The organism is Nocardioides sp. AN3, assembly GCF_054653495.1.
Window position 1 is genome coordinate 85028 of record NZ_BAAIGC010000008.1, and the last position, 24559, is coordinate 109586.

General features: G+C 68.1%; 21 protein-coding genes. 18 read left to right on the forward strand and 3 right to left on the reverse strand.

From position 1 onward, the window contains the following. The first annotated feature begins 27 nt into the window (after window positions 1–27). From ACYQ1K_RS11420 to ACYQ1K_RS11435, 4 genes are all read left to right on the forward strand, one after another. Window positions 28–1449 (forward strand): OB-fold domain-containing protein, encoded by a 1422-nt coding sequence (locus tag ACYQ1K_RS11420; protein ID WP_459983103.1) that lies wholly within the window; start codon window positions 28–30, stop codon window positions 1447–1449. Beyond that, entirely contained in the window at window positions 1446–2639 is a 1194-nt protein-coding gene (locus ACYQ1K_RS11425) for an acetyl-CoA acetyltransferase (protein WP_459983104.1), read from the forward strand. The genes ACYQ1K_RS11420 and ACYQ1K_RS11425 overlap by 4 nt, the downstream gene beginning before the upstream one ends. After that, window positions 2578–3786 (forward strand): acyl-CoA dehydrogenase family protein, encoded by a 1209-nt coding sequence (locus ACYQ1K_RS11430; protein ID WP_459983105.1) that lies wholly within the window; start codon window positions 2578–2580, stop codon window positions 3784–3786. The genes ACYQ1K_RS11425 and ACYQ1K_RS11430 overlap by 62 nt, the downstream gene beginning before the upstream one ends. A gap of 611 nt (window positions 3787–4397) precedes the next feature. After that, the gene (locus ACYQ1K_RS11435) at window positions 4398–6578 is read left to right on the forward strand and encodes a malate synthase G (RefSeq protein ID WP_459983106.1); all 2181 of its coding nucleotides are present in this window, start codon (window positions 4398–4400) and stop codon (window positions 6576–6578) included. Window positions 6579–6622: 44 nt separating this feature from the next. On the opposite strand, the gene ACYQ1K_RS11440 is transcribed toward ACYQ1K_RS11435, so the two are convergent. Beyond that, window positions 6623–7312: a GntR family transcriptional regulator gene (locus tag ACYQ1K_RS11440; protein WP_459983107.1), complete on the reverse strand. Its 690-nt coding sequence runs from the start codon at window positions 7310–7312 to the stop codon at window positions 6623–6625. Window positions 7313–7406: 94 nt separating this feature from the next. Continuing rightward, window positions 7407–9737 (reverse strand): ATP-binding protein, encoded by a 2331-nt coding sequence (locus tag ACYQ1K_RS11445; protein WP_459983108.1) that lies wholly within the window; start codon window positions 9735–9737, stop codon window positions 7407–7409. A gap of 288 nt (window positions 9738–10025) precedes the next feature. On the opposite strand from ACYQ1K_RS11445, the gene ACYQ1K_RS11450 reads away from it, so the two are divergent. After that, window positions 10026–10460, forward strand: coding sequence for an SGNH/GDSL hydrolase family protein (locus tag ACYQ1K_RS11450; protein ID WP_459983109.1), 435 nt, complete (start codon window positions 10026–10028; stop codon window positions 10458–10460). Between the two features lie 211 nt (window positions 10461–10671). Here the strand turns inward: ACYQ1K_RS11450 and ACYQ1K_RS11455 are convergent, their stop codons facing one another. Next, complete coding sequence (locus ACYQ1K_RS11455) at window positions 10672–11820, reverse strand: NmrA family NAD(P)-binding protein (RefSeq protein ID WP_459983110.1); 1149 nt, start codon at window positions 11818–11820, stop codon at window positions 10672–10674. Between the two features lie 427 nt (window positions 11821–12247). Between ACYQ1K_RS11455 and ACYQ1K_RS11460 the strand changes: the two genes are divergently transcribed. From ACYQ1K_RS11460 to ACYQ1K_RS11520, 13 genes are all read left to right on the forward strand, one after another. Next, window positions 12248–12661 carry a C-glycoside deglycosidase beta subunit domain-containing protein gene (locus ACYQ1K_RS11460; RefSeq protein WP_459983111.1) on the forward strand — a complete coding sequence of 138 codons (414 nt, stop codon included), beginning with the start codon at window positions 12248–12250 and terminating at the stop codon, window positions 12659–12661. Continuing rightward, window positions 12658–13788: a hypothetical protein gene (locus ACYQ1K_RS11465; RefSeq protein WP_459983112.1), complete on the forward strand. Its 1131-nt coding sequence runs from the start codon at window positions 12658–12660 to the stop codon at window positions 13786–13788. Before ACYQ1K_RS11460 ends, ACYQ1K_RS11465 begins: the two co-directional genes overlap by 4 nt. 9 nt (window positions 13789–13797) lie before the next feature. After that, window positions 13798–14442 (forward strand): TetR/AcrR family transcriptional regulator, encoded by a 645-nt coding sequence (locus tag ACYQ1K_RS11470; protein ID WP_459983113.1) that lies wholly within the window; start codon window positions 13798–13800, stop codon window positions 14440–14442. Window positions 14443–14567: 125 nt separating this feature from the next. Next, window positions 14568–15476 carry a redoxin family protein gene (locus ACYQ1K_RS11475; protein WP_459983114.1) on the forward strand — a complete coding sequence of 303 codons (909 nt, stop codon included), beginning with the start codon at window positions 14568–14570 and terminating at the stop codon, window positions 15474–15476. 31 nt (window positions 15477–15507) lie between these two features. Then, on the forward strand, window positions 15508–17046 hold the full coding sequence (locus ACYQ1K_RS11480; protein WP_459983115.1) for a GMC oxidoreductase: 1539 nt from the start codon (window positions 15508–15510) through the stop codon (window positions 17044–17046). Further along, window positions 17043–18218 (forward strand): Gfo/Idh/MocA family protein, encoded by a 1176-nt coding sequence (locus ACYQ1K_RS11485; protein ID WP_459983116.1) that lies wholly within the window; start codon window positions 17043–17045, stop codon window positions 18216–18218. Before ACYQ1K_RS11480 ends, ACYQ1K_RS11485 begins: the two co-directional genes overlap by 4 nt. Before the next feature lie 35 nt (window positions 18219–18253). Beyond that, window positions 18254–19261 (forward strand): sugar phosphate isomerase/epimerase family protein, encoded by a 1008-nt coding sequence (locus ACYQ1K_RS11490; RefSeq protein ID WP_459983117.1) that lies wholly within the window; start codon window positions 18254–18256, stop codon window positions 19259–19261. 14 nt (window positions 19262–19275) lie between these two features. Beyond that, complete coding sequence (locus ACYQ1K_RS11495; protein ID WP_459983118.1) at window positions 19276–19473, forward strand: hypothetical protein; 198 nt, start codon at window positions 19276–19278, stop codon at window positions 19471–19473. Continuing rightward, on the forward strand, window positions 19470–20987 hold the full coding sequence (locus ACYQ1K_RS11500; RefSeq protein WP_459983119.1) for a GMC oxidoreductase: 1518 nt from the start codon (window positions 19470–19472) through the stop codon (window positions 20985–20987). Before ACYQ1K_RS11495 ends, ACYQ1K_RS11500 begins: the two co-directional genes overlap by 4 nt. A 43-nt stretch (window positions 20988–21030) precedes the next feature. Beyond that, entirely contained in the window at window positions 21031–21810 is a 780-nt protein-coding gene (locus tag ACYQ1K_RS11505; RefSeq protein WP_459983120.1) for a nuclear transport factor 2 family protein, read from the forward strand. Continuing rightward, window positions 21807–22610: a TIM barrel protein gene (locus ACYQ1K_RS11510; protein ID WP_459983121.1), complete on the forward strand. Its 804-nt coding sequence runs from the start codon at window positions 21807–21809 to the stop codon at window positions 22608–22610. Before ACYQ1K_RS11505 ends, ACYQ1K_RS11510 begins: the two co-directional genes overlap by 4 nt. Continuing rightward, complete coding sequence (locus tag ACYQ1K_RS11515; protein WP_459983122.1) at window positions 22607–23566, forward strand: sugar phosphate isomerase/epimerase family protein; 960 nt, start codon at window positions 22607–22609, stop codon at window positions 23564–23566. Before ACYQ1K_RS11510 ends, ACYQ1K_RS11515 begins: the two co-directional genes overlap by 4 nt. Continuing rightward, window positions 23563–24555 carry a sugar phosphate isomerase/epimerase family protein gene (locus ACYQ1K_RS11520; protein ID WP_459983123.1) on the forward strand — a complete coding sequence of 331 codons (993 nt, stop codon included), beginning with the start codon at window positions 23563–23565 and terminating at the stop codon, window positions 24553–24555. The genes ACYQ1K_RS11515 and ACYQ1K_RS11520 overlap by 4 nt, the downstream gene beginning before the upstream one ends. Window positions 24556–24559: the final 4 nt, after the last annotated feature.

Below are 24559 nucleotides of genomic sequence, written 5' to 3' on the forward strand. Positions count from 1 at the left end.
TTCATCCCAATCCTTATCGGAGGTTCCATGACCGGCTCGATCGGAGTATCCGAATACGGCGTCTACGTCCCGTACTGGCGGCTCGAGCACGCGTCCATCGGCTCCGCTGTCGGCACGCGTGCAGGTAAGGGCATGCGAGCTGTCGCCGCGTATGACGAAGACACCACCACCCTTGCCGTCGAGGCCAGCCGGCAGGCGCTCTCAACCACGCGACGCTCGACGCCCATCAGCAACGTCGTGTTGGCGACGTCAGCACCGGTCTACGCCGACAAGACCAACGCGAGCGCTGTGCACGCGGCGCTCGGGCTCGACCAGTCCGCTCGCGTCGCAGACTCATGCGGAGGCGTTCGGTCTGGGGTCGCGGCGCTACTGGCGGCAATGTACCAGCCCGGCGCAACGCTCGTTGCGCTGTCCGACGTACGCACCGGACCGACGGGCAGCTCTGACGAGGCCGCGGGTGGCGATGCCGCTGCGGCGTTCGTCCTCGGCGGATCCGACCTGCCCCTCGTTGCCGAGCTCCTCGGTTCCGGGTCCGCAAGTCGTGAGTTCCTTGATCGCTGGCGCGAGCCCGGTGCCCCGTGGAGTGCCACGTGGGAGGAGCGCTTCGGTGAGGACATCTACCTCGAGCTCGGAGCCGCTGCCTTCGACGACGCTCTCAAGAATGCTGGCGTCGTAGTCGACGAGATCGCGCACTTCGCCACGGCCGGACTCTCCGCCCGGGCATCGAGCAAGCTCCCTTCCCGGCTCGGTATCGGCGCCGACAAACGGCACGACGACCTAGTCTCCGTTATTGGCAACACCGGCGCGGCACACTGCGGCGTCCTCCTCGCGGCGTTGTTCGACGCCGCCAAGCCCGGTGACATCGTGGCGCTTACCGTCCTCGCAGACGGCGCAGACACCCTGGTGTTCCGGATGACGGACGCACATCAGCCGTCCGGCGCAGTTGCCAACGAGATCGCACGCGGTACCGGGCGCGTCAGCTACGTCGACTTCCTCAGCTGGCGCGGATTGATCGAACGGCAACAGCCCCGCCGCCCTGACCCCGACCGAGCCGCGCCGCCCGCGACGAACCGTCAGCTCGAGTGGAAGTTCTCGTTCAGTGGCAGCGAGTGTCAGTCCTGCGGGACACGGCACCTGCCACCACAGCGAGTTTGCCTGCGCTGCGGCACACAGGACCACATGCAGTTGCGTCCGCTGGCCGATACCAACGCGACGATCGCCACGTTCACCGTCGATCACTTGGCCTTCTCCCTCGCACCGCCGCTTGTCGCTGCCGCGCTCGACTTCGACGGCGGCGGCAGGTACCTGTGCGAGCTCACCGACATTGACGCATCGACAGTTGCTGTCGGCCAGCGCGTCGAGATGACGTTCCGTCGCATGTCAACCACCTCGGGAATTCACAACTACTTCTGGAAAGCCCGCCCGATCTCTGAAGGAGCCGTCTCGTGACCTCGCATGGCATCAAGGATCGCGTCGCGATCGTCGGCATGGGTTGTACCCGATTCGGCGAGCGATGGGAGTCATCGACCGCGGACCTCGTGGTAGAGGCGGCGGCTGAGGCGTTCAGCACCTCAGGCGTTCCCAAGGACGCAGTGGACGCCTACTGGCTCGGGACCATGAACGGCGGCTTCTCGGGCATGATCCTGTCGAGCGCGCTGAAGACTGACTACAAGCCGGTCACCAGGGTGGAGAACTTCTGCGCAACTGGGTCTGAGGCCTTCCGAAACGCCTGCTACGCCGTTGCCTCAGGTGCGTACGACGTCGTGATGGCGCTCGGCGTGGAGAAGCTGAAGGACTCCGGCTACTCAGGACTTACGCGAGCAAATCCACCCTCGGACGGTACGAGCACGACTGTTACGGCGCCGGCGCGCTTCTCGCTTCTCGCGCCCGCGTACTCGGCGAAGTACGGCGTCAGTCCCAGCGACTTCAAGGCCGCCATGACACATGTCGCGTGGAAGAACCACCTGAACGGGTCCCGTAACCCGCGCGCACAGTTCCAGGCTGAGGTTCCTGAGGCGAAGATTGCCTCCGCTCCTCCGATTGCCGGCGACCTCGGGGTCTTCGACTGCTCGGGTGTGAGTGACGGTGCCGCCGCTGCCTTGATCGTGCGAGCCGAGGATGCACACAAGTACACCGACAAGCCGCTTTATGTGAAGGCGCTGTCGTTCGTGGCCGGCCCAGGCACGGGACCGATCGACCCCAGCTACGACTACACGACCTTCGAGGAGGTCGTCCGGTCGGCCACTGACGCATACTCGCAGGCCGGAGTGACCGACCCCGCGGCCGAGCTGATGATGGCTGAGGTGCACGACTGCTTCACCCCGACGGAACTGGTGCTGATGGAGGACCTTGGGTTCTCGCAGCGTGGCGAGTCGTGGAAGGACGCGATGGCTGACCGATTCGCGCTCGACGGGGAGCTTCCGGTCAATCCGGATGGCGGCTTGAAGAGTTTTGGTCACCCGATTGGCGCCTCGGGGCTTCGAATGCTCTTTGAGTGCTGGCTCCAGTTGCGCGAGGAGGCTCCGGCGGACCGGCAGATCAAGCCCAAGGGGCGTCGCTACGGCCTCACTCACAACCTTGGCGGCGCGCCGGGCGACTGCGTGTCGTTCGTCGCCATCGTCGGAAGTGAGCTCGGCTGACATGCGCCGTCTGATCTACGACGACAACCACGAGCAGTTCCGCTTGGTCGTCCGCCGGTTCATCGAAAGCGAGGTCGTTCCTCAGTACGCGGAGTGGGAGAGTGCCGGCGCCCCGCCGCGATCGTTCTACAAGCGCCTGGGCGAGCTGGGAATCCTTGGCATCCGAGTTCCCGAAGAGTATGGGGGCTCGGGGGTGCATGACCTCAAGTACAGCGCGGTGATCTCAGAGGAAGCTGGGCGCTTCGGCGTCACGCTTGGCGCTCTGCGGATCCACACTGATCTCGTGTTGCCGTACCTGCTGCAGCTGGCCACTGACGAGCAGAAGGAACGCTGGCTCCCGCCCTACACCACCGGCGAGTGCATGGCCGCTATCGCCATCACTGAGCCCGGTGCTGGCTCGGACGTGGCAGCCATCCGGACCACCGCACGTCTCGATGGCGACCACTATGTGCTCAATGGCGCGAAGACCTTCATCACGGGCGGCTTCAACGCCGGGCTGGTGTTGGTGGTCTGCCGTACGTCGCCGGCACCCGAAGACGACCGCCGCCGCGGGCTGTCCATCCTGCTCGTCGACGCCTCCTCGCCGGGTTTCAGCGTTGGACGCCAGATCCAGAAGATTGGCCTGCACGCACAGGACACTGTCGAGCTCAGTTTCACTGACGTCCGGGTCCCGCGCTCAGAGATCCTGGGCGAGGAGGGCGAAGCCTGGGCATACCTGACTCGCAACCTGGCCAAGGAACGTCTGTCGATCGCGATGGGGTGTTATGCGGCCGCGGCGGGCGCTGTGGAGATGACGAAGGCTTATGTGGGGGAGCGGGAAGTCTTCGGCAAGCGTCTGGATAGCTTCCAGAACACGAAGTTCGTCCTCGCCGAGTGCCACACCCAGGTCCTTGCCGCGCAGGCTCTCATCGACACATGCCTCACCCTCGACGAGACGGACGACCTCTCGCCGGCAGACGCTGCGGCCGCGAAGTTGTTCTGCTCGGAGGTCCAAGGATCGGTGATCGACAAGTGCCTGCAGCTGCACGGTGGGTACGGGTACACGAAGGAATATCCGATTTCGAGGCTCTACGCTGACGCGCGCGTGACCCGCATCTACGGCGGCACGAGCGAGGTCATGAAGTCAGTCATCAGCAAGGTGCTCTGACAGGCCGTCACTGGCCCAATGCCGCCACTGCGGCGACGTCGTCGGGCATTCGCACGTGCGGGGGGTGATTGGCGTGCGCTGACGTTGGAGGGAGCCAGAACGGACGACACGGCGCTGGTTGCATCCAGGCGACTGTAATTGTCCAGGTGGGCCCCTCGGTCACAAGATCGTGACGGTCGGCCCTTCGCCGTATGTGGGTATCTCGCGGGTGCTGGACAACGCATGCTGTGTTCCTCAGGCCCGATGCCGGTCCATGACGGCTGCGGATGGATGTCCGCCATTGCTGGCGGCGCCGTGGCCACGGAGGGCCGTGACGACGCTGACGCTCCTATCGGAGGGACGTGAGCACGAGCGACCTGGGTGTGGTGGCGGTCATCGACAAGAGTGTCACCGCCAGTCGACTCCATCCGGTAGTTGCAGGCGTCAACCATAGATGGAGCACGTCTCATACGTCAGATGCGCCGCCGACGGGGGACCTGCATCCCACGGTGCGGGCGACTTGTGCCGCGCGCGCATGGCGCCGCCCGCGAGGTGCCTTTCAAGCCACAAAAGGTGGTCTCATGTGACGGCTGGGGGATCGTCCCGCATGACGCGATGTGGCATGCTTCTTCGTGACGTCACTTGATTCCATCTATCGGAACGACCTGAGCGGCCTGCAGATCGCCGCCGAGCTCTACCGCTTCGTCGAGGAAGAGGCCCTGCCGGGCTCTGGGGTCGACTCAGACGCCTTTTGGTCGGGCGCGGCGCGGCTGTTTGAGAAGTACAAGCCGATGACGCGTGCCCTGCTCGTTCGCCGCGATGAGCTTCAATCCGAGATCGACAACTACTATCTGAGCGAGTCGAAAGAGCCTTATGAGGCCTTCCTGCGAAGGATCGGGTACGTCGTCGACCAGCCGGACGACTTCGAGATCACAACTGGCGGGGTCGACCCCGAGGTTGCCAGCATCGCAGGGCCGCAGCTCGTCGTCCCGATCTTGAATGCACGGTTTGCCACCAATGCCGCCAACGCGCGATGGGGCTCGTTGTATGACGCCCTGTACGGCAGCGATGCGATTCCGGACTCGATCGGTTCTCGGCGAGGCCCGTACAACCCTCAGCGCGGAGCCGAAGTCATCGCCACGGCCCGCACCTTCCTCGACGCCCACTTCCCGCTGGACGGATGCTCGCACAATGACGTCGACGACTACGCCGCCGACGAGAAGGGAATTGTCGCAATGCATGCGGGCGGCGCGGCGCGCCTCCTCGACGAAGACCAATTCGTGGGCCGTGCCGATGACGCGGTCCGGCGTACGTATTTGCTGCAACACCATGGCCTGCACGTCGAGCTCGTCATCGACCGAACCACCCCAGTCGGGTCTGAAGACCGGGCCGGGCTCGCCGATATCATCCTTGAGTCCGCGGTTACGACGATCATGGACTTCGAGGACTCCGTGGCGGCGGTAGACGCCCAGGACAAGGTCGGCGTCTATCGCAACTGGCTTCTTCTTATGCAGGGAACGCTGCAGGAGGAGGTGACCAAGGACGGTCGGACCTTCACGCGGTCGCTCGCTCCCGACCGCCGCTATCTCAAAGCGTCGGGGGAGACGTTCGTGCTGCCCGGCCGAGCCTTGATGTTCGTTCGCCACGTGGGTCACCTCATGACGACCGACGCCGTGCTCGACAGGGACGGCGACCCAGTCCTCGAAGGATTGCTCGACGCCCTGATTGGAACTCTGGGCAGCCTGCACGACCTGCGCGGAAACTCAGCCCTGAAGAACTCGCGCACAGGTTCGGTGTATGTGGTCAAGCCGAAGTTGCACGGCCCCGAGGAGGTGGCCCTTGCCTGTCAGCAGTTGGAAGACGTGGAGGAGTTGCTTGGCCTGGCTCCCGGGACCATCAAGATCGGCGTGATGGACGAGGAGCGTCGCACCTCGGTCAATCTCAAGGCTTGCATCCGCGCGGCGCGGGATCGCATAGCCTTCATCAACACCGGATTTCTAGACCGCACCGGCGACGAGATCCATACCTCGATGCTTGCCGGTCCAGTGGTGCGGAAGAACCAGATGAAGGCGCAGGCGTGGATTCGCGCCTACGAACGATCGAATGTCTCTATCGGCCTCAGGTGCGGCTTCTCGGGCCGGGCTCAGATCGGGAAGGGCATGTGGTCGAGGCCAGACAGCATGGCGAGGATGCTTGTGGAGAAGATAGAGCACCCGGAGGCTGGCGCCACGTGTGCCTGGGTCCCGTCTCCTACCGCTGCCACGCTGCACGCGCTCCACTATCACGAGGTCGACGTGTGGGCCCGCCACGCCGACCCGCAATTGGCCGCGCCCGTCCCGCTTGAGGACCTGCTGACGATCCCCTTGCTTGGCGATGTCGATTCGCTGACGGCCGAAGACATCGAACGCGAGCTTGAGAACAACCTGCAGAGTGCTCTCGGTTACGTCGTCCGCTGGGTAAACGCGGGGATTGGCTGCTCGAAGGTTCCGGCAATCACGGGGACCAATCTGATGGAGGACCGGGCCACGTGCCGCATCTCGACGCAGTACGTCGCCAACTGGCTTCTTCATGGCGTCGTCTCGACCGAGCAGGTCGAGGCGAGCATGCGCAAGGTTGCCCAGTTTGTGGATGAGCAGAACGCCGGAGACCCGGAGTACGTGCCGATGGCCCGGGATGCCTTCACTGGTCCGGCGTTCACAGCGGTCCACGAGCTCGTATTTTCGGGAGCGACGCAGCCCTCTGGCTACACCGAGCCTGTCCTTCACCGCTGGCGGCGGCTGGCAAAAGGTCGCGGACTAGACGGTGCGAACTGACCGGCTCGGGCGGAGTTGGTTGCGGGAAACCATCCGGCCGGTTCCTAGAGGAGCGAACGTACGCCCACGGGGCGCGGCACGGGTTGGTTCGCCACCTCCTGCGCGAAGGCTTCGAGCAGTTGATGCATGATTCGAAGGATGTGCCCGGAGAGTTGGTCGGCTGCCGACGCGCCGTCGCCAGACTTCAAGGCGCGTGCGATACTGATGTGCTCCTTCGCGTCCGGCTTGAAGTCGCGCTGGACGTGGACATCGCGCTGCCGCACCACCTGGGTGAGCACGATGACATTCTCCACCGCCTGGTGGAGCATTCTATTTCCGGTGGCCGCCGCAATCGCCAGGTGGAAGGCGGTGTCGGCCTCACGGAAGGCATCGTGGTCATCACCGGCCCGGGCAGACTCCTCGGCGAGCTCTACGAGCTCGGTCGTCTGCTCACGAGTCGCGCGGTCTGCCGTGTAGCGAGCGGCAGTAGCCTCAAGACCGGCGCGCATCTCGAACGCGTCGCGGACGATCTGAATGTTTGGCACGACCACCCGCAAGCCTCGGCCGGTCGTTTCGACGAGCCCGATCTGCCGCAACTGCAGGAGGGCTTCGCGCACCGGAGTCTTGCTGACCTGCAAGTCCTTGGAGAGCATCGCCTCGCTGACCGAGCTACCCGGCGGAAGGCTCGCGTCCACCAAGCGGCGACGGATCGCCGCGAAGACAAGGTCGGTCAAGTTCTCCGGTCGCTCGATCATCGACGCCTACTTCCTGCGGTGCACGAGTGGTACACGACACAGCATATGTCAGCGCGTTCCACAACGTGGTCAGCTCCGGTCGCGCGGGCTGCGGTCAGTCGCGGATCAGACGGAGACGGTCGGTCACCCAGGCCGCCACCTGTGCACGGCTGCCGAAGGCGAGCTTCTGGAGTATGTGAGCAACATGGGCATCGACGGTCCGCTGTGAGATCGCCAGACGGCTGGCGATTTGGCGGTTAGCAAGCCCATGGGCAACTTGCCGGGCAACCTGCCATTCTCGGCGTGTCAAAGGCCGAATGATCTCGTCCAGATCTTCGTCTGATGTAGCAGTGTCCGGCGAGCCCTTGGCAAACGCCAGCGCCTGGGCTGACGACAGCTTCGCGCCAGCCGCCAAGGCGCGGCTGAACTCGCTCTCGGTCAGGCTGTGTTGGAGTTTCTCAAGCGACTCATCGCGCAGCCGTCGCAAAGCATCAACGCTGACGATGGAGGTCCCGCTCCGCTGCCACGCAGTCGTGGCGCACCCGGCAAGAGTGGCCGCCCGCCGCGGGTTATCGGCGACGCTGAACCAGGCCAGTGCCTCTAGACATACCGCTTGGGAGACGTATTCCTCGTCGTGCACCTTGAGTTCGAGGCCTTCGAGGACCATGGCCTCGGCCGCCTCAGGCTCGCCGGCGTCCCACAGGACCATGCCGAGGTGCAGCAGCGCACTGGAGTGGAAAGTGCGCTCGGCGTGCTGGCCGGTGAGGACCAAGCACTGCTCTAGGAGCACCTGGGCCGACGCCAGCTCGCCGCACAGCCACTGCGTGAAACCGTAACTCAGGAGCACATGAGCCCTGCCGGCGACGTCATCACACATCTCGAACAGTCGAAGTGACTCGGCCAACGGCTCCTGCGCCATGTGCGCGTCGGTTTCGGCGAGCTTCGTCAGACCCTCCACGAGGAAGAGGTGGGCTAGGTCGGCTGGGTCCGGTTCCGGCCCTAACTCAGCGCGCGCGTCGGCGAGAAGTTGCGGGACGTCTCCGCGATCACCAAGGTAGAAGCAGAAGTAGGCGAGCCAGCGCAAGGCCGTTGCACGGCACTCGGTGCCCGGTTCGGACTCGTCAACGCCTCGCCTGAGCCAATGACGACCTTCTGATATCAGGCCGACCGCCGTCCAGTGCGAGTAGAGGTCCGAAACGATACGCATGGCGTGGTCAGGATGTCCATCCTCAAGCGCAAACCGCAGCGCTGTAGCGACGTTCTGGTGTTCGGCACGGAGTCGGAATAGCCACTCTCGTTGACCAGGCCCAAACCAGCTCTCGTGATAGTCGGCGGTGAGACGCGAGCACCATGCAACGAGCCGCTCACGGGCTGCGCCGACGCCGCCCGAGTCCAGGAGACGCTCGTAGCCGAATTCGCGAATGGCGCCAAGCATCCGATACCTGGCTTCGGACCCGCCGCCGTCATCACGGGACAGGATCGACTTCTCGACCAGTTCGGTCAGCACATCGACGACGTCGTCCACCGAAATGTCGACACCTGTGCAGACCGACTCTGCGGCGGAGACGGCGAAAGTGCTCGGGAACACAGAGAGTCGAGCCCAGAGCCGCTGCTCGGGCTCCGAGCACAGGTCGTAGCTCCACTTGATCGACGCGAGGAGGGTCTTGTGGCGTGCCAAGGCGCTTCGGTCGCCGGTTGTCAAGAACTGGAGTCGCGAATTTAGCCGGGCGCTGATCTGGGAGACCGGGAGAGCCCGCACCCGGTCTGCGGCGAGTTCAATCGCCAGCGGGATCCCTTCGAGCCGTTGAACGATCTCCGCGATGTGCGGCGCGTTCGACTCCGTGATCACGAATCCCGGGACTCGGGCGGCAGCACGGTCGAGGAACAGCGCAACGGCGTCGTACTGTGAAAGGTCGGCCGCTCGAGGCACCGCATCGCGCGCCGGGACGGGGAGCGGTGCGACGGGGTAGGTATGTTCGCCACCGACTTTCAACGCCTCACGACTCGTGGCTAACACGTGCACGTCTGGAGCGCGTGCGAGGATCCGGCTGACAAGGAGAGCACACGCCTCAATCAGGTGTTCGCAGCTGTCCAGCACCAGCAGCAGATGTTGGTCCGCGAGTTGCTCGGCCAAGGCGTTCTCGGTCCAGCCGGAGCGCTCGTCACGGAAACCCAGGGCCTGGGCAACGGCGTGCGGTACAAGCTCGGCGCTTTGGACCTCGGCCAGTTCGACAAGAACCACTCCGTCGGGGAATGCGCGGCGCGCCTGGTCGGCGATGCGCACCGCCAGCCGCGTCTTGCCCACCCCGCCCGGCCCGGTCAGAGTCACGAGCCGCGACGCCGAGAGAAGCTCCCTTGCCTGCGACAACTCACGCCGACGACCCACGAAGGTCGTGGCCTCCGCGGGCAAGGAGTCACCGTCGATGCGGTGGGCGGATCGACCCATCGCTCGGATCGTAGCGCGACCTGCCTAGGTAGGGGAGTCGGTAGATCTGCGCATGGCAGGAGGATCCGGGCTGGTGATGCTGGGCCAAGCCGAGTGTGACGCACGCCATGGATGTCAGGGGTTTCGAATATGACCGAGTTGAGCCAGGAGCCGCCGGGGCGTCCCATTGCCGCACCCCGGCGACGATCGAGTACAGGCGCAGACCGCTGCTACGTGCGCTTCGCTGTCGTTGGCGACCGTGCCGGCCAACGAGCGTTTTCGCCTCGGCGCAGCGGGTGGACGCAGCACTTGGCTGGCATGGTGGCCGTACACCACGACATCTCGTGGTGTGACGCTTCGACAGCACGCGCCACCGCCTACGACGTCCGACGCGTACAGCTCCGGGTGGCGCTTGCGCACCGCCCGCATCTGGTGGCTCTAGATGTCGGGTTCGGGTGGTCGGCACTGCAGAATCATGACGTCGACGAACTGCGCACCCACTTGACGCACTGCGCTCGGGTGCTGAGCGCGCGTGGCGCCGTCCTGATCACGGCTCGTTCCAGCCGGGTGTCCCGGCGACACGGGCGCGTGCTGCACGTCAACGCCGTGTACGACGAACTGGCCCAGCAGTTCGGGGCCATCCATCTAGACCGTGCTGCGGGGGCCTCTGGGCTCATGGCCCAGTTCGCCGAGGCCGCTAGTGCTCGCGGCCTCGATCTCACGCCCAGAATGTTCTCGCGGTGACGCGCGCCGCATTGGACATTGACCGTGGCGGCGCACCGGCCGCTGTCTGGCCCGGCGCAGGCGAGTGACCGAGTCGTGCGTCGGCGGTCGGTCATAACCGGTTGGGCATTCGGCAGCCACGTGCAGATTGCGGACAGTCGCGCCTCTGCAGTGCGAGCGAAGACGCCGACGCTTAGCAGGGCATGGGGTCCGACCGCCCGACCGCCCGAATTCACCCGTTGCCGATTGCCCGTGCCCACGTCTCAAGGGTCATCGGCTCGACGCCAAAGGCCCTGAGGTGATCAGGCTTGGCTGCGTATCCCACGTCGCGGATCCACTCGAAGGCCTGGACGATCGGCGCCACCTGACCCTTGGCCAGGGCCTGCGTTGCCGTCATCGGAAGCTCGGGCGGGAGGATCCGAGTACTCCAAGCTCGCGACAGCACCTCGGCAATCTCCTCCAGAGTGAGGACGTCGCCAGCAAGGTGGAGCTCCACACCGTTGAATCGGTCGGGATCTGCGATCGCAGCGGCTGCTGCGCGGCCGATGTCATCGACCGCAATCAGGGAGCAAGTCGTGTCTGGGTTCACCGGTGCAACGAGCTGATCGCTTGTCCGATCCTCGTAGTAGACCGACGGTCGGACGAACATCTCCATGAACATCGACGGAAGAAGGATCGTCCAGACTGGGAAGCCTGCCTGGCGCACGAGTTCGTTGACCTCGTCCTTGCTGATCCAGTAGTCGCTGATCGGCGGGACCGCATCGTGGTGGGAGCGGTGCCAGCGGCCCTCCGCCCACCCGGGAGCGTCGAGATGGCCGCCGACGCCGGAGGCCGAGGTCTGAACGAAGTGAGGAACTCCGGCACTGAGAGCAGCCGGAATCAAGTTGCGCGCATGGGTGCGCTCAGCATCGGCCCGTGGATTCGTCATATCCGGGCTCAGCGCCGAGAAGACCGCTCGCACCCCGGTGCACGGCTCCACCAGCGATTCGGCCTCGTAAAGATCACCCACCGCCAGCCTGGCTCCGAGGCCCATAAGCGCCTTCGCCGACTGAGAGTCCGCGTCTCGCACGAGGGCCCGGACCGGGATCCCGTCCTTGAGGAGAGCTCGCGCGGTGGCTCCACCCTGTTTTCCGGTCGCCCCGATCACCAGGACTGGGCGGTCATCGGCTAGCTCGTGTTGTTCGTCGGTCATCTGTTCCTCCACATGTCTGGCGTTGTCTTCAAGCTGTGCGGTCGGCGGCAATGAGATGAAGCTCGAGACTGCTGGGCGCCGATAGTCCGCGTGCGAGAGTGACATCGATGACGGCGCAGCTGTTGTCCGCTCTGTGGTGCTCCATAGCACTACGAGGTGTGCCGGCGGGGCGTCGAGCGTTCGCGTCATACATCACTCCGCATGACGGAGTCAGGCTGGCTCGCGCGCGGCTACGGTGGTGACGTGTCGCCCTAGCTCCAAAGGTCAGCATTGTGTAAGTGACCGAGTCGCGCGTCGTGCGGAGTCATGTCACGGAACGTTGTCAGTGACGGTGCGGGCTAGTCGAGTGAGGCGTTCAGCGGACCGGACCGACCATTCGGAGCCGGTGGCGACGAGGTTGGCCGACAACCAGTAGAGGGGCGTCGCCGCGATCACTGCCCTCAGGCCTGCTACGCCGGAGGACCTGGACGCTTCCGCTACCTGCTCTACAAGGACGTCAACCGACACCCGGCCCTCTCCGCACCGACGAGGGGGAGCGCTGGTCATCGCGACCCGTGATGCACGGTATCGCCAAACGACTATGGGCAGCATCGGCCGCGGTTCCTACGCTCGCGCCATGATCTCTGACCGGCTCATCGAGGAGGGGAGCCTCGTCGTCGACGGCGGGCGGACCTCCGTCGAGGTGCGCATCCCGTGGTATCGCGCCGTCCCGGCGTCCTGCATCGCCGACGTCTCGTTCAGTGTGGACGGGCAGGCCCCGCCGGCGACGTCCGTGCGTGTGGAGCTGAACGGCACGGCGCGGACCATCGAGGAGTTCCCGTCCTTGACCGACGAGCAGTGGTTCCCGACCGATTCGCTGACGGTCTCGGGCGATCTCGACGTCGAGCCGGGCACCGAGCACCAGGTCGCCGTCGAGCTCAAGCTCTTCATCCCTTACATCGTCACGGCGCACGGCGTGCTGATGATCGACGAGCGCAAGGAGCTGCGCATGACCGCCCACGCTGCTCGCGAGAAGGAGGCCGTGCGATGACGGCGTCGACGACGCTCGGACGTCCCATCCAGGGCGTCACGCTCTACAGCTTCACGCGGGCCTTCCACGGCCGGCAGTACGACCTCGAGCAGCTGATCCGCAAGGTCGCCGCGGACGGCATGGGACCCGGACTCGAGATCATCGGCTTCTCGAGCTTCCGCGGGTTCCCGCACCTCGACGACGAGTTCGTCGGATGGTTCCGCGACCTCGTCGACGAGACCGGCCTCGTCCTGACCTCGTGTGCCGTCAACACCGACGTCGGCATCCGGCGCGACCGGCTGATGACCGACGACGAGCTCATCGACTACATGGAGCTCCAGGTCACGGCGGCGGCGCGCCTCGGCTTCCCGCTCGCCCGCGTGCAGATCTCGCTGAGCCCCGACGCGATGGAGCGGATGCTGCCCATCGCAGAGCGCCTCGGCGTGACGCTGGCGATCGAGGTCCACGCCCACCACCACTCGCACCACGAGCTGGTCCAGGCCCTGGTCGAGCGCTACGAGAAGCTCGGATCGCCGCTCCTCGGCTTCGTCGCGGACTGGGGCACGACGACCTCCGGCCTCGCCCCGTCGATGGTCGAGGCCTATCGTCGGCGCGGTGCCAGCGATGACTTCCTCGCGGCCGCAGACCGGCTCTGGAGGGACTACTACGTCGCCGGTCCGCCCGCGTCGGACGCCGAGCACGGTGGTCGCTTCGGATCCTTCATCGAGCTCGCCGGGCGGCACGGCTCACCCGAGCTCGGCATCGACCTCGCCATCAACGCGACGGGTCTGTTCGGGCCGGCACGGGTGGAGTCGTGGCGCGAGGTCATGAGTTGGATCCGTCACGTGCACGGCAAGTTCTTCGGCATCGACGCCACGGGCGAGGAGCCCTCGGTGCCGGTGAGGGAGCTCATCGCCCTCCTCGTCGACGAGGGCTACCAGGGCGCCATCAGCAGCGAGTACGAGGGCTGGCACTGGAACTACTGGGACGACTCCTTCGAGATCGTCGCCGGCGAGCAGGCCCTCCAGCGCTCGGCTGCGGAGGCCGCCGGCTCCGCCATGGTGATCGACGCGGCAACCGCACGCGCCCAGCTGGCCGACCACCTCGGTCGGCCGGTGGCGCGCAGCGGCGCTGCCCGTCGTACGTAGGCCTCCGGGGTGTCCGCCGGTGACGACCTCCTGCGCGCACCGAAACAGGCACGCAGCCGTCAGTCGTTGGACCGCGCCTTGGACGCGACCCTGGCGCTCCTCGTCCAGCGGGGCTCCGGCGCGTTCGGGATCGCCGACGTCGCCCGCCTCGCCGGCGTCTCGACCGGCTCGATCTACGGCCGGGTCGCCAGCAAGGACGACCTGATCCGGGTCGCGCACGCCCGCGAGATGGACCGCATCGACCTCGAGACGGCCCGCGCGTTCGCCTCGGGCCGGGAGCCTGCGTGCGGCCTGGACGAGGCGGTACGGCGCGAGGTCGGTGCGCTGGCGGGTCTGCTGCGCCGCAACGCCCGCGTGCTGGCGCCGTTCATGCTGCTCGGGCGGGACGATCCTGTGATCGCTGCTCGCGGCACCGCGGCCCACGAGAGGATGCAGGCGGCCTTCATCGCCGCGCTCCGCGAGATGAAGGGCGGCCCCGCGGGCGCCGGCACCGATGACCCCCTGCGCTGGGCGTGCACCGTCGCGTGGAGCGTGCTCGCGCGACAGCTCGGGCTCGGCAACGACCGTGAGGCGGCGGCCGACTACGAGTACGACGAGGTCGTCGACCGGCTGTCGGCGATGCTGACCGCCTACCTCGCCGACGGCATGCGCTGAGCGCCACGGTCGACGGCAGGCGCATCGCATCTGCCGATGGGCACCATCACCAAACAGAACTGCCGTTCTGATTTCCGGGGCCGCAGACTACGTGACGAGCGCCACGTCGCAGAGGAGAGCACGTCATGACTGAGCTGGCCGATCACCGCCTGAGTGCGGGTGACCGAGCACCGGGCATCAAGCTTCCGGACACCACCGGGAGCGACGTCGAGGTCGCCTACGACGCGCAGACCGCCACCGTGGTCGTGTTCACGTCCAACGGCTGCCCGTATGCCTTGGCCTGGCACGACCGCATCCAGGACCTCGCCCGCGACTACGAGTCGCGCGGCGTGCAGGTCGTGCAGGTCGTCCCGAACGACGGCCAGCTCCAGCCTCTCGACTCGGTCGACGTCATGGCGGAGCGCGTCGCGGCCGGCGAGGTGGCCGGCCTCTTCCTGCGCGACGCCGACCAGAGCGTCACGCGCTCCTTCCAGGCGTGCGCCACGCCCGAGGTGTTTGTTGTCGACGCCACGGGCGTGGTGCGCTACCACGGCGCGCCGGACGCCGACTACGACGATCCGGCACAGCGCGCCTCGTGGGTGCGTGACGCCCTCGACGACGTGCTGGCCGGACGCCCGGTCGAGCGACCCGCGACGTCCGCGGCCGGCTGCTCGGTGAAGTGGCGGCTCGACCTGCGCTGGTGGGCGGGCTGCCCGAGCCACGAGCGCGCGGCCGGGATGGCGCACGAGGTCCTCGAGCGCATGGGCCGCCACGACGTGCGCGTCGACCTCGTCGAGGTCCGCACCCCTGAGCAGGCCGCCGAGCTCGGCTTCGTCGGATCGCCGTCCTTCGCCATCGGCGGTGCCGACCTGTTCCCCATCGACGGTGCGAGGCCTGCGCTGACCTGCAGGACCTACCGACGCGACGACGGGCGGATCTCTCCGCTCCCCTCCGTCGAGGACCTGGAGGCCCGCATGCGCGCCGCGCTCGTCCGCCCGTGGGAGCTGCCGGGGTGGACCGAGTTCCGCAAGGAGCAGGCCGCAGCCGGCAGCTGACGTCATCACCGCACGAGTCGAACGGAGTCCCATGCCCCGCACCATCCCCGAGAAGGTCGACGTCGCGATCGTCGGCAGCGGCCCGAGCGGCGCGGCGTACGCTCGCGTGTTGAGCGAGCTGCGACCCGACCTCGAGATCGCGACCTTCGAGGTCGGCCCCGTCGTGAGCGACCCGCCGGGCGCCCACGTCAAGAACATCGTCGACGAGGCGACGCGGACCGCTGCCCAGCACTCGTCGGAAGGCCCGTTGGCAGGCGAGCACCCGAACGACGGCCGGCTCCGACGCGCCGGCACCTTCCTCCTGGCCGACGGCTATCAGGCGAAGGGCGAGGACGGCATCCCCTCCGCCGCGATGTCCAGCAACGTCGGCGGCATGGCGGCCCACTGGACCTGCGCCTGCCCACGGCCGGGCGACAGCGAGCGCATCGGGTTCGTCGACGACCTCGACGAGCTGCTCACCGAGGCCGAGCGGCTGCTGCGCGTCTCCCAGCATGCCTTCGACGGCGCGCCCTTCTCCGACGAGGTACGTCGCAGGCTGGCCGCCGAGTTCGACGACGGCCGTGCCCCCGGCCGGCGTGTTGCGCCCATGCCGCTCGCGGTGCAGGTCCACGACGACGGACGTGTCACCTGGTCCGGGTCCGACGTCGTCTTCGGCGAGGAGACCCGAGCCAACCCGCGCTTCCGGCTCATCCCGGAGGCCCTCGTGAGGCGGGTCGTCGTCGAGGAGGGGCGGGCGACGGGCCTCGAGGTGGTCGACCTGACGGCTGACACCGTCCACGTGGTCAGCGCCCGCGAGGTCGTCGTGGCCGCCGACAGCCTGCGCACCCCGCAGCTGCTGTGGGCCTCGGGCATCCGCCCGACCGCCCTCGGCCGCTACCTCAACGACCAGCCGCAGGTCATCCACGCAGTACGGCTCCGGGACGTCGCCGACGTGCCTGTGGCCGAGGTGGACCCGCGCGGCAGGGCTGCGATCGTCAAGCAGAGCGGGGTCAGCTGGGTGCCGTTCACCGACGCCGAGCCGTTCCACGGGCAGGTGATGCAGCTCGACGCCTCTCCCGTCCCGCTTGCGCCCGGCGACGTCCCTGAGCCGGGCACGATCGTCGGCCTCGGCTGGTTCTGCGCGAAGGAGCTCAGCGCCGACGACCGGGTCGAGTTCGACGACGAGGCGACCGACGGCTACGGCCTGCCCGCCATGCGCCTGCACTACCGGCTCACCGACGCCGACCACGCCTCGCTCGACGCTGCCCGTGCCGCCGTCAAGCGCGCCGCCGCCTCGCTCGGCGACGCCCTCGACCCTGAGCCGCGGACCCTGCCCGGAGGAGCGTCCCTGCACTACCAGGGCACGGTCCGGATGGGTCAGGTCGCCGACGGCACCAGCGTCTGCGATCCGCGCAGCCGCGTCTGGGGGGTCGAGGGGCTGCGGGTCGCCGGCAACGGCGTCATCCCGACGTCCACGGCGTGCAACCCGACGCTCACGTCCGTGGCCCTCGCGGTCGCAGGCGCCCGTGACATCGCAGCCACGCTGCCCGCACATCGCGACGTCGACGACTCCCAGGAGGCTCTCGCATGACCGACACCCGCACGCGGCTCGGCGTGGCCATGGTCGGGCACGCCTTCATGGGCAACGCCCACTCGCAGGCCTGGCGGGTCGCGCCGCGCTTCTTCGACCTTCCTGTCGAGCCGGTGATGCAGGTCGTGGCCGGGCGCGACGCGGGCCGCGCCGCGGAGGCCGCGGAGCGTCTCGGGTGGGCGGACAGCACGGGCGACTGGCGCACCGTCCTCGACCGCGACGACGTCCAGGTCGTCGACATCTGCACCCCGGGCGACACGCACGCCGAGATCGCGATCGCCGCGCTGGAGGCCGGCAAGCACGTCCTCTGCGAGAAGCCGCTCGCCAACACGGTTGCCGAGGCCGAGGCCATGGCGGCCGCGGCCGCCGACGCCCGCCAGCGCGGCGTCCAGGCCATGGTGGGCTTCACCTACCGTCGCGTCCCGGCGGTCGCGCTGGCGCAGCGCCTCGTCGCCGAGGGGCGCCTCGGCGAGATCCGCCACGTCCGCACGCAGTACCTGCAGGACTGGATCGCCGATCCCGAGGCCCCGCTCTCGTGGCGGCTCGACAAGGCCAAGGCCGGGTCGGGTGCGCTCGGCGACATCGGCGCCCACATCGTGGATCTGACGCAGTTCATCACCGGCCGCCGCATCGCCGAGCTCGTCGGGCGCCTCGAGACCTTCGTCAAGGAGCGGCCGTACGCCGCCGAGCACTCCGGCCTGTCCGGCACGGCCTCCCTCGAGCGCGGCCCGGTGACCGTGGACGACGCGGCCGGCTTCCTCGCGACCTTCGACGACGGTGCGATGGGCGTCTTCGAGGCGACCCGGTTCGCGACGGGGCGCAAGAACGCCATCCGCATCGAGATCAACGGCGCCGAGGGCAGCCTGGCCTTCGACTTCGAGGACATGAACGTCCTGGAGTTCCTCGACGCCTCCGAGCCCAGCGAGATCGCCGGCTTCCGCCGGATCCTCGTCACCGAGCCCGTCCACCCCTACGTCGCCGCCTGGTGGCCGCCCGGCCACGGGCTCGGCTACGAGCACGGCTTCACCCACCAGGTCGTCGATCTGGTCCGCGCCATCGCCGCCGGCGAGCAGCCGAGGCCGAGCTTCGAGGACGGCCTGCAGGTGCAGCGCGTCCTGGACGCCGTCGAGCGCAGCTCCGAGACCCGCAGCTGGCAGTCCATCCCGCGCTGAGCGCCACCGAGCACGCCCCAGGAGAGGAATCCACGATGACACGCCCGATCACCCTGTTCACCGGCCAGTGGGCCGACCTTCCGTTCGAGGAGGTCGCCCGGCTGGCCTCGGAGTGGGGCTACGACGGCCTGGAGATCGCCTGCTGGGGCGACCACCTCGACCCCTGGCAGGCCGCGGAGGACGACTCCTACGTCACGGCCAAGCTCGACCTGCTGGAGAAGTACGGTCTGAAGGTCTACGCCATCTCCAACCACCTCAAGGGCCAGGCGGTCTGCGACGACCCGATCGACGCCCGCCACCAGGCGATCCTGCCGTCCCGGATCTGGGGCGACGGCGAGCCCGAGGGCGTCCGGCAGCGGGCGGCGGAGGAGATGAAGATGACCGCCCGCGCCGCGCAGCGGCTCGGCGTGGACACCGTGGTCGGGTTCACCGGCTCCTCGATCTGGAAGTACGTCGCCATGTTCCCCCCGGCCACCGAGGAGATGGTGGCCGCCGGCTACCGCGACTTCGCCGACCGGTGGAACCCGATCCTCGACGTCTTCGACGAGTGTGGCGTCCGATTCGCCCACGAGGTGCACCCGTCTGAGATCGCCTATGACTACTGGACCACCGTCGCGGCCATGGAGGCCATCGGCCACCGCGAGGCGTTCGGCCTCAACTGGGACCCCTCGCACTTCGTCTGGCAGGACCTGGACCCCGTGGGCTTCCTGTGGGACTTCCAGGACCGGATCTACCACGTCGACTGCAAGGATGCGAAGCGTCTGGTCGGCAACGGCCGCAACGGCCGGCTCGGCTCGCACCTGCCCTGGGCCGACCCCCGACGCGGCTGGGACTTCGTCTCCACCGGGCACGGCGACGTGCCGTGGGAGCAGTGCTTCCGGATGCTCAACACCATCGGCTATGCCGGCCCCATCTCGATCGAGTGGGAGGACGCCGGCATGGACCGTCTCGTCGGCGCGCCGGAGGCGCTCGAGTTCGTCCGTCGGCTGGCCTTCGACGCCCCGACGGCGGCGTTCGACGCCGCGTTCGCGACCCAGCAGTGAGAAGGGAGACCATCATGTTCACGACCATTCGGACCGCTGCGCTGTCGGCCGAGCTCGACGAGCGACAGGCCACCGTGGCCCTGGCGGGCGCGTGCCCGTGGGTCGCCCTGGCGGCGCTCGGATCGTTCGCCGGCCGGGTCGCCGGTGTCATCGTGCACGACCGCCGGCTCGTGCGCCGGTGGCTGGACTCCTCCCAGGAGGTCGCAGCATGAGCGGCGGGACTCGTCGCGTCCTCGTCGTCGGATCCGGCCCGACGGGGGCGACGTACGCCCGCCGGCTCCTGGAGCGCACCGACCATGTGTCCGTCCTCATGGTCGAGGCAGGTCCGGCCCTCACCGACCCGCTCGGCATGAACGTCCGCAACATCGCCGACCCCGCCGAGCAGGCGGCGGCGAAGCAGGCCTCCCAGGGCCCGGCCTCCGGGCGCGCCGGTGTGCGCGGCATCCCGACCGGTGCCGTGATGGAGGGGACGGTCACCGCTCGGCAGGGCACGCACCTCGTCGGCCGCGCGGCCGAGGGCTCGACCGGCATGCCGGCGGCCGCCGCCGCGACCTGCGTCGGCGGGCAGGGAGCGCACTGGACCTGTGCGACACCCCGACCGGTCGACAGCGAGCGGATCGCCTTCCTCGAGGACGACCTCGACGGCCTGCTCGACGAGGCCGAGCGCCTGCTGCACACGACGCACGAGGCGTTCAGCGGAGCACCCCAGGCCACCACGCTCCTCGGACTCGTGCGAGACGAGTTCGCCGACGACGGCCTGCTGGTCCAGCCGCTCCCGGTCGCAGGAGATCCTCAGGCCGACGGATCCATGCGCTGGTCCGGCACCGACGTCGTGCTGGCCGACCTGGCCTCACCCGGCGCGCACGCCGACCGGTTCGAGCTGCGCACCGAGACCCTCGCCGTGCGGCTCGTCGTCGAGGGCGACACCGTCGTCGGCGTCGTGCTGCGCGACCTCGCCACCGGCAGCGAGACCGAGGAACGTGCCGACGAGGTCGTCGTGGCCGCCGACGCGCTGCGCACGCCCCAGCTGCTGTGGGCCTCGGGCATCCGGCCCGAGGCGCTCGGTCGCTACCTGACCGAGCACCCGCTGATCTTCGGCGTCGTGGCCGTCAAGGACGGTCTGCTCCCACCGCTCGAGCCCGGGGTCGCTCCCGTCGACCCGGTGCGCGTGGTGGTGGGGGTGCGCTTCGAGCAGGAGCGCCACCCGTTCCACGCCCAGATGCTCTACAGCCCGGTCTGCCCGATCCCGCTGCCGCCCGACAGCCCGTACGCCGACAACGCGGCCGGCTACGTCGGCATGGGCTGGGGCGTCCGCAAGTGGCCGCGGGCCGAGGACCGGCTGCTCTTCGACGACGCCGAGCCGGACGAGAACGGCCTCCCCGGCATCCGGATCGCCTACGAGGTGACAGAGCGGGAGGAGGAGCAGCTCGAGAAGGCGCGCGCCTTCCAGGCTCGGGCCGCCGCCGCGCTCGGCACGTTCATCGACGGCATGCCCGTCGTGATGCCGCCGGGCAGCTCGCTGCACTACATGGGCACGGTCCGGATGGGGCCCGAGAACGACGGCACCAGCGTCTGCGACTCCTCCTCGCGGGTGTGGGACGTGCCCGGTCTCGTGCTGGCCGGCAACGGGCTGATCCCCACCGCCAACTCCTGCAACCCGACGCTCACGAGCGTCGCGCTCGCCGTGCGAGGAGCCGACGCGCTCGCGGCACGGCTCTCCGAATGACCATGCGCGCACTGACCACTGACATCACTCAGAGAGGCATCTGATGACCACCGTCGACGACACCAGCCTGCTCCAGCGACTCGCCGAGCTGGAGGCACGCGTCGAAGCGGCCGAGCTCACCGCCGTCCGCGCCGCCGACCGCGGCGCCGTCGAGAACGTCTTCAACCGCTACATGCACTACCACAACGCCTACGAGGACGAGCGGATCATCTCCGAGCTGTGGGCCAAGCCCGGGACGGAGGGCATCCGGTCCCGCTACAACAACGTGGGGGAGTACTCGACCTACGAGTCGGTGACGGCGTACCACCGAGGCCGCCCCCGCCCGATCGGCAAGCTCCTCTTCCACTACACGACCACTCCGGTCGTCGAGGTGTCGGCCGACGGCACGACCGCCAAGGGCATCTGGATCATGGCCGGGCTCGAGTCCGGGCTGATGGACCCCGAGATCGCCAAGGAGGCGCCCGACTACGTCTTCTCCGGAGGCGAGGTGGACGGCAAGCCGGTCTGGGCGCACTGGGTGTGGTGCAAGTACGGCGTCGACTTCGTCAAGCAGGAAGGCGAGTGGCGGATCTGGCACTTCCGCTGCTACGAGGTTGCCCGCGCCCCGTTCAACCGGGACTGGATCAGCTTCGCGTCCGACAACCAGCACAGCCACGACTCCCAGCTGGCCTGGTTCGGCGACGATGGCAAGCCGGTGTTCCTCCCGCCGGTCGACGGGCCGATCGTCACGAAGAAGTACATGCCCTACGCCAACGACACCGCGCAGACGCTCGACCCCGAGCCGCCGCTTCCCTACGACACCTTCGAGGACACCTTCCGATGAGTGCAGCACGCTCGCTGTCGGTCAACCTGGAGTACATGTTCGCCGAGGCCGGCGACGACCTCGCCGCCCGCGTGCGCGCGGCGGCCGCGGCCGGCTTCGACAAGGCGGAGATCTTCTGGACCCACGACAAGGACCTCGACGCGCTCAGCGCCGCGCTCGACGAGACGGGCGTCAGGCTCTGGACGGTCCTCGTCGACCCGCGCACGACGCGGCTGGTGCTGAAGGAGACCCATGACGGATTCCTCGACGACGTACGCCGCACCGTCGACGACGCCGTGCGCCTCGGCTGCCCCCACGTCGTCGTCGGCTCGGGCCCCGCGGTGCCCTATCTCAAGCGGCCGGTGCAGATCGGCATCATGACCGAGGCGGTCGCCCGCGCCGCCGAGGTCGCGGCCGACGCCGGCGTCACGCTGCTGGTCGAGGCCGTCAACACCCGGATGGACCACCCCGGTGTGCTCACGAGCATGACGGCCGACTCGGTCGCGGTCGTGCGCGGCGTCGACTCCCCGCACGTCCGCGTCCTCTACGACCTCTACCACTCCGTCGTCGAGGGCGAGGACCCCGAGATCGTCGTCCCCGACGTCATCGACCTCGTCGGACACGTCCAGGTCGCCGACGCCCCGGGCCGCGGCGAGCCCGGCACGGGCGCCATCGACTGGCCTGCTGCGTTCGCACTGCTGGACCGCGTCGGCTACCAGGGCACGGTCGGCATCGAGGCGTATCCGACGGTCGCCTCGACCGCGGACGCACTCGCCTACGTCCAGCAGGTCGCCGCCGGCGAGGCGGTGGCAGCCCCGTGAACGGCGTGCACCCCACCGAGCGCAGGATCAAGTGGTCGTATATGGACCACTGGCGCAGCAACGGACCCGCGGGGCCGATCGACCAGTGGCACAACGTCAAGACGATGTCGTCGTTCCTCAAGCAGATCAAGGCGACCGGGTTCGACGCGATCGACACGTTCGACTTCCGGATCTGGCAGATGTACGGCACCTACGGTGGCCCGGCGAAGTACCAGCAGATGGTGCAGGACCACGGCCTCGAGCGGATCGTCAACACCTTCCACGCGGCCGACTACGACGTCCGCAACTACGCCCCGCACCTCCCCGAGACCCACGACAACATCCTCGAGGACTTCCGCGTGACGATGGGGCGCTGGTCGGAGATCCAGCTCGACAACATCATCGTGATGCCGGCGACGCTCTACTACGACATGGAGCCGGTCACCGAGGACAAGCTCAAGCACACCGCGGACGTGTGGAACAAGGTCGGTGAGATCACCGCGTCGTACGGCGTGCGGCTGACTTGCCACCACGAGTTCTTCTGCGGCATCCAGAGCGAGCAGGACATCGACACGTTCTACTCCTACACCGACCCCGAGGTCGTCTCGCTGTTCGTGGACACCGCCCAGCACTGCATCGCCGGGCTCGACCCGGTGGCGCTCTACCACCGGCACGCCCACCGCGTCAGCGGCTTCCACTTCAAGGACACCCGCAACGTCGCGACCGGCGACGACCACCGGCACCGGCCCGACTCGGAGATCATGGCGCCGACGACCGGCAAGTGGTTCTACGAGATGGGCACACCGCACGGGCTCGTCGACTTCGAGGCGATGATGACGGCCGTCCGCGACAACGCCTACGAGGGCTGGATCTCCGTCGAGCACGACAAGGCCAACAAGGAGGGCGGCGACTACTCCGAGAGCACGGCCATCTCGCGCTGGTACGCCGCCAACGTCCTGGAACGGATCTACTCATGAGCGGCATCAGGTGGGGCTACGCCCTTAATCAGTGGAAGCCCCAGTTCGACGACTTCGTCCGGCGCGAGCAGCATGAGCGAGCGCTGAAGACCATGTCCATCGCCGGGTTCCGAGGCGTCGAGCTCTGGACCGGGACGGGTCGCTGGGAGCCGTTCGGGAACCCGCAGCAGGTGATCGCGAACTTCGGGTCGCTGGCCGGCTTCCGGGCCTTCCTTGCCGACTGCGCCATCGACTGCGTGAGCAGCTGGTTCTGGAACTCCGAGGAGCGGTCCATGGAGCACCTGACCGGAGGTCTCTCGCCTCTGGTCGGGACCGACGTGCCGGTCATGGTCGAGCGAGCGGGCTGGTACGCCGAGGCGCTGGCCGAGCTCGGCGGATCGGTGCTCGTCGTGAAGCCGACGCCCGATGCGGGCGACGTACCTCCTCTGGACGACGAGGCCATCGCCCAGCTCGCCACCACGTGGGCGGCGGTCGGCCGCAGGACCGCCGAGCACGGGATCCGCACCGCGCTCCACGTCGACTTCCTGTCCGCGCTGCGTCGCGGCGACGCGCTGGACCGGCTGCTCGACCGCGCCGATTCTGAGGTCGTCGGGCTCGCCGTCGACACCGGCGAGCTCGCCGTCGCCGGCATCGACCCGGTCGCGATGATCAAGGCTCACGGCGACCGTCTCTGGCACGTCCAGCTCAAGGACGCGCTCGCCGTCGACGAGGCCGAGGAGTATCTCCAGCCCCACGCCCACTGGACCGTCCGCGTCGAGGGCGGCTCTCGTGAGGTCCCGCGCTGGTTCGCCGAGCCGGGCGCCGAGGTCGGCCTGGTCGACGCGACCGCGGTCGTGCGAGCCCTCGTCGACATCGACTACTCCGGGTGGGTCGTCGTCGAGAGCGACCAGAGCCCTCACCCTGCTCAGAGCGCTCTTCTGGCCGGCTACCTCGTCCAGCGCGAGCTCGCGCCCCTCGCGTCCGGCAGCGTCGTCGCCACCAGCGCCTGACCCG

Excerpts from the sequence above, each read along its gene's own strand:
- ACYQ1K_RS11420 (WP_459983103.1), top strand. The coding sequence starts at position 28 with ATGACCGGCTCGATCGGAGTATCCGAATACGGCGTCTACGTCCCGTAC.
- ACYQ1K_RS11440 (WP_459983107.1), bottom strand. The coding sequence starts at position 7,312 with ATGATCGAGCGACCGGAGAACTTGACCGACCTTGTCTTCGCGGCGATC.
- ACYQ1K_RS11445 (WP_459983108.1), bottom strand. The coding sequence starts at position 9,737 with ATGGGTCGATCCGCCCACCGCATCGACGGTGACTCCTTGCCCGCGGAG.
- ACYQ1K_RS11455 (WP_459983110.1), bottom strand. The coding sequence starts at position 11,820 with ATGACGCGAACGCTCGACGCCCCGCCGGCACACCTCGTAGTGCTATGG.
- ACYQ1K_RS11460 (WP_459983111.1), top strand. The coding sequence starts at position 12,248 with ATGATCTCTGACCGGCTCATCGAGGAGGGGAGCCTCGTCGTCGACGGC.
- ACYQ1K_RS11465 (WP_459983112.1), top strand. The coding sequence starts at position 12,658 with ATGACGGCGTCGACGACGCTCGGACGTCCCATCCAGGGCGTCACGCTC.
- ACYQ1K_RS11475 (WP_459983114.1), top strand. The coding sequence starts at position 14,568 with ATGACTGAGCTGGCCGATCACCGCCTGAGTGCGGGTGACCGAGCACCG.
- ACYQ1K_RS11480 (WP_459983115.1), top strand. The coding sequence starts at position 15,508 with ATGCCCCGCACCATCCCCGAGAAGGTCGACGTCGCGATCGTCGGCAGC.
- ACYQ1K_RS11485 (WP_459983116.1), top strand. The coding sequence starts at position 17,043 with ATGACCGACACCCGCACGCGGCTCGGCGTGGCCATGGTCGGGCACGCC.
- ACYQ1K_RS11490 (WP_459983117.1), top strand. The coding sequence starts at position 18,254 with ATGACACGCCCGATCACCCTGTTCACCGGCCAGTGGGCCGACCTTCCG.
- ACYQ1K_RS11495 (WP_459983118.1), top strand. The coding sequence starts at position 19,276 with ATGTTCACGACCATTCGGACCGCTGCGCTGTCGGCCGAGCTCGACGAG.
- ACYQ1K_RS11500 (WP_459983119.1), top strand. The coding sequence starts at position 19,470 with ATGAGCGGCGGGACTCGTCGCGTCCTCGTCGTCGGATCCGGCCCGACG.
- ACYQ1K_RS11505 (WP_459983120.1), top strand. The coding sequence starts at position 21,031 with ATGACCACCGTCGACGACACCAGCCTGCTCCAGCGACTCGCCGAGCTG.
- ACYQ1K_RS11510 (WP_459983121.1), top strand. The coding sequence starts at position 21,807 with ATGAGTGCAGCACGCTCGCTGTCGGTCAACCTGGAGTACATGTTCGCC.
- ACYQ1K_RS11520 (WP_459983123.1), top strand. The coding sequence starts at position 23,563 with ATGAGCGGCATCAGGTGGGGCTACGCCCTTAATCAGTGGAAGCCCCAG.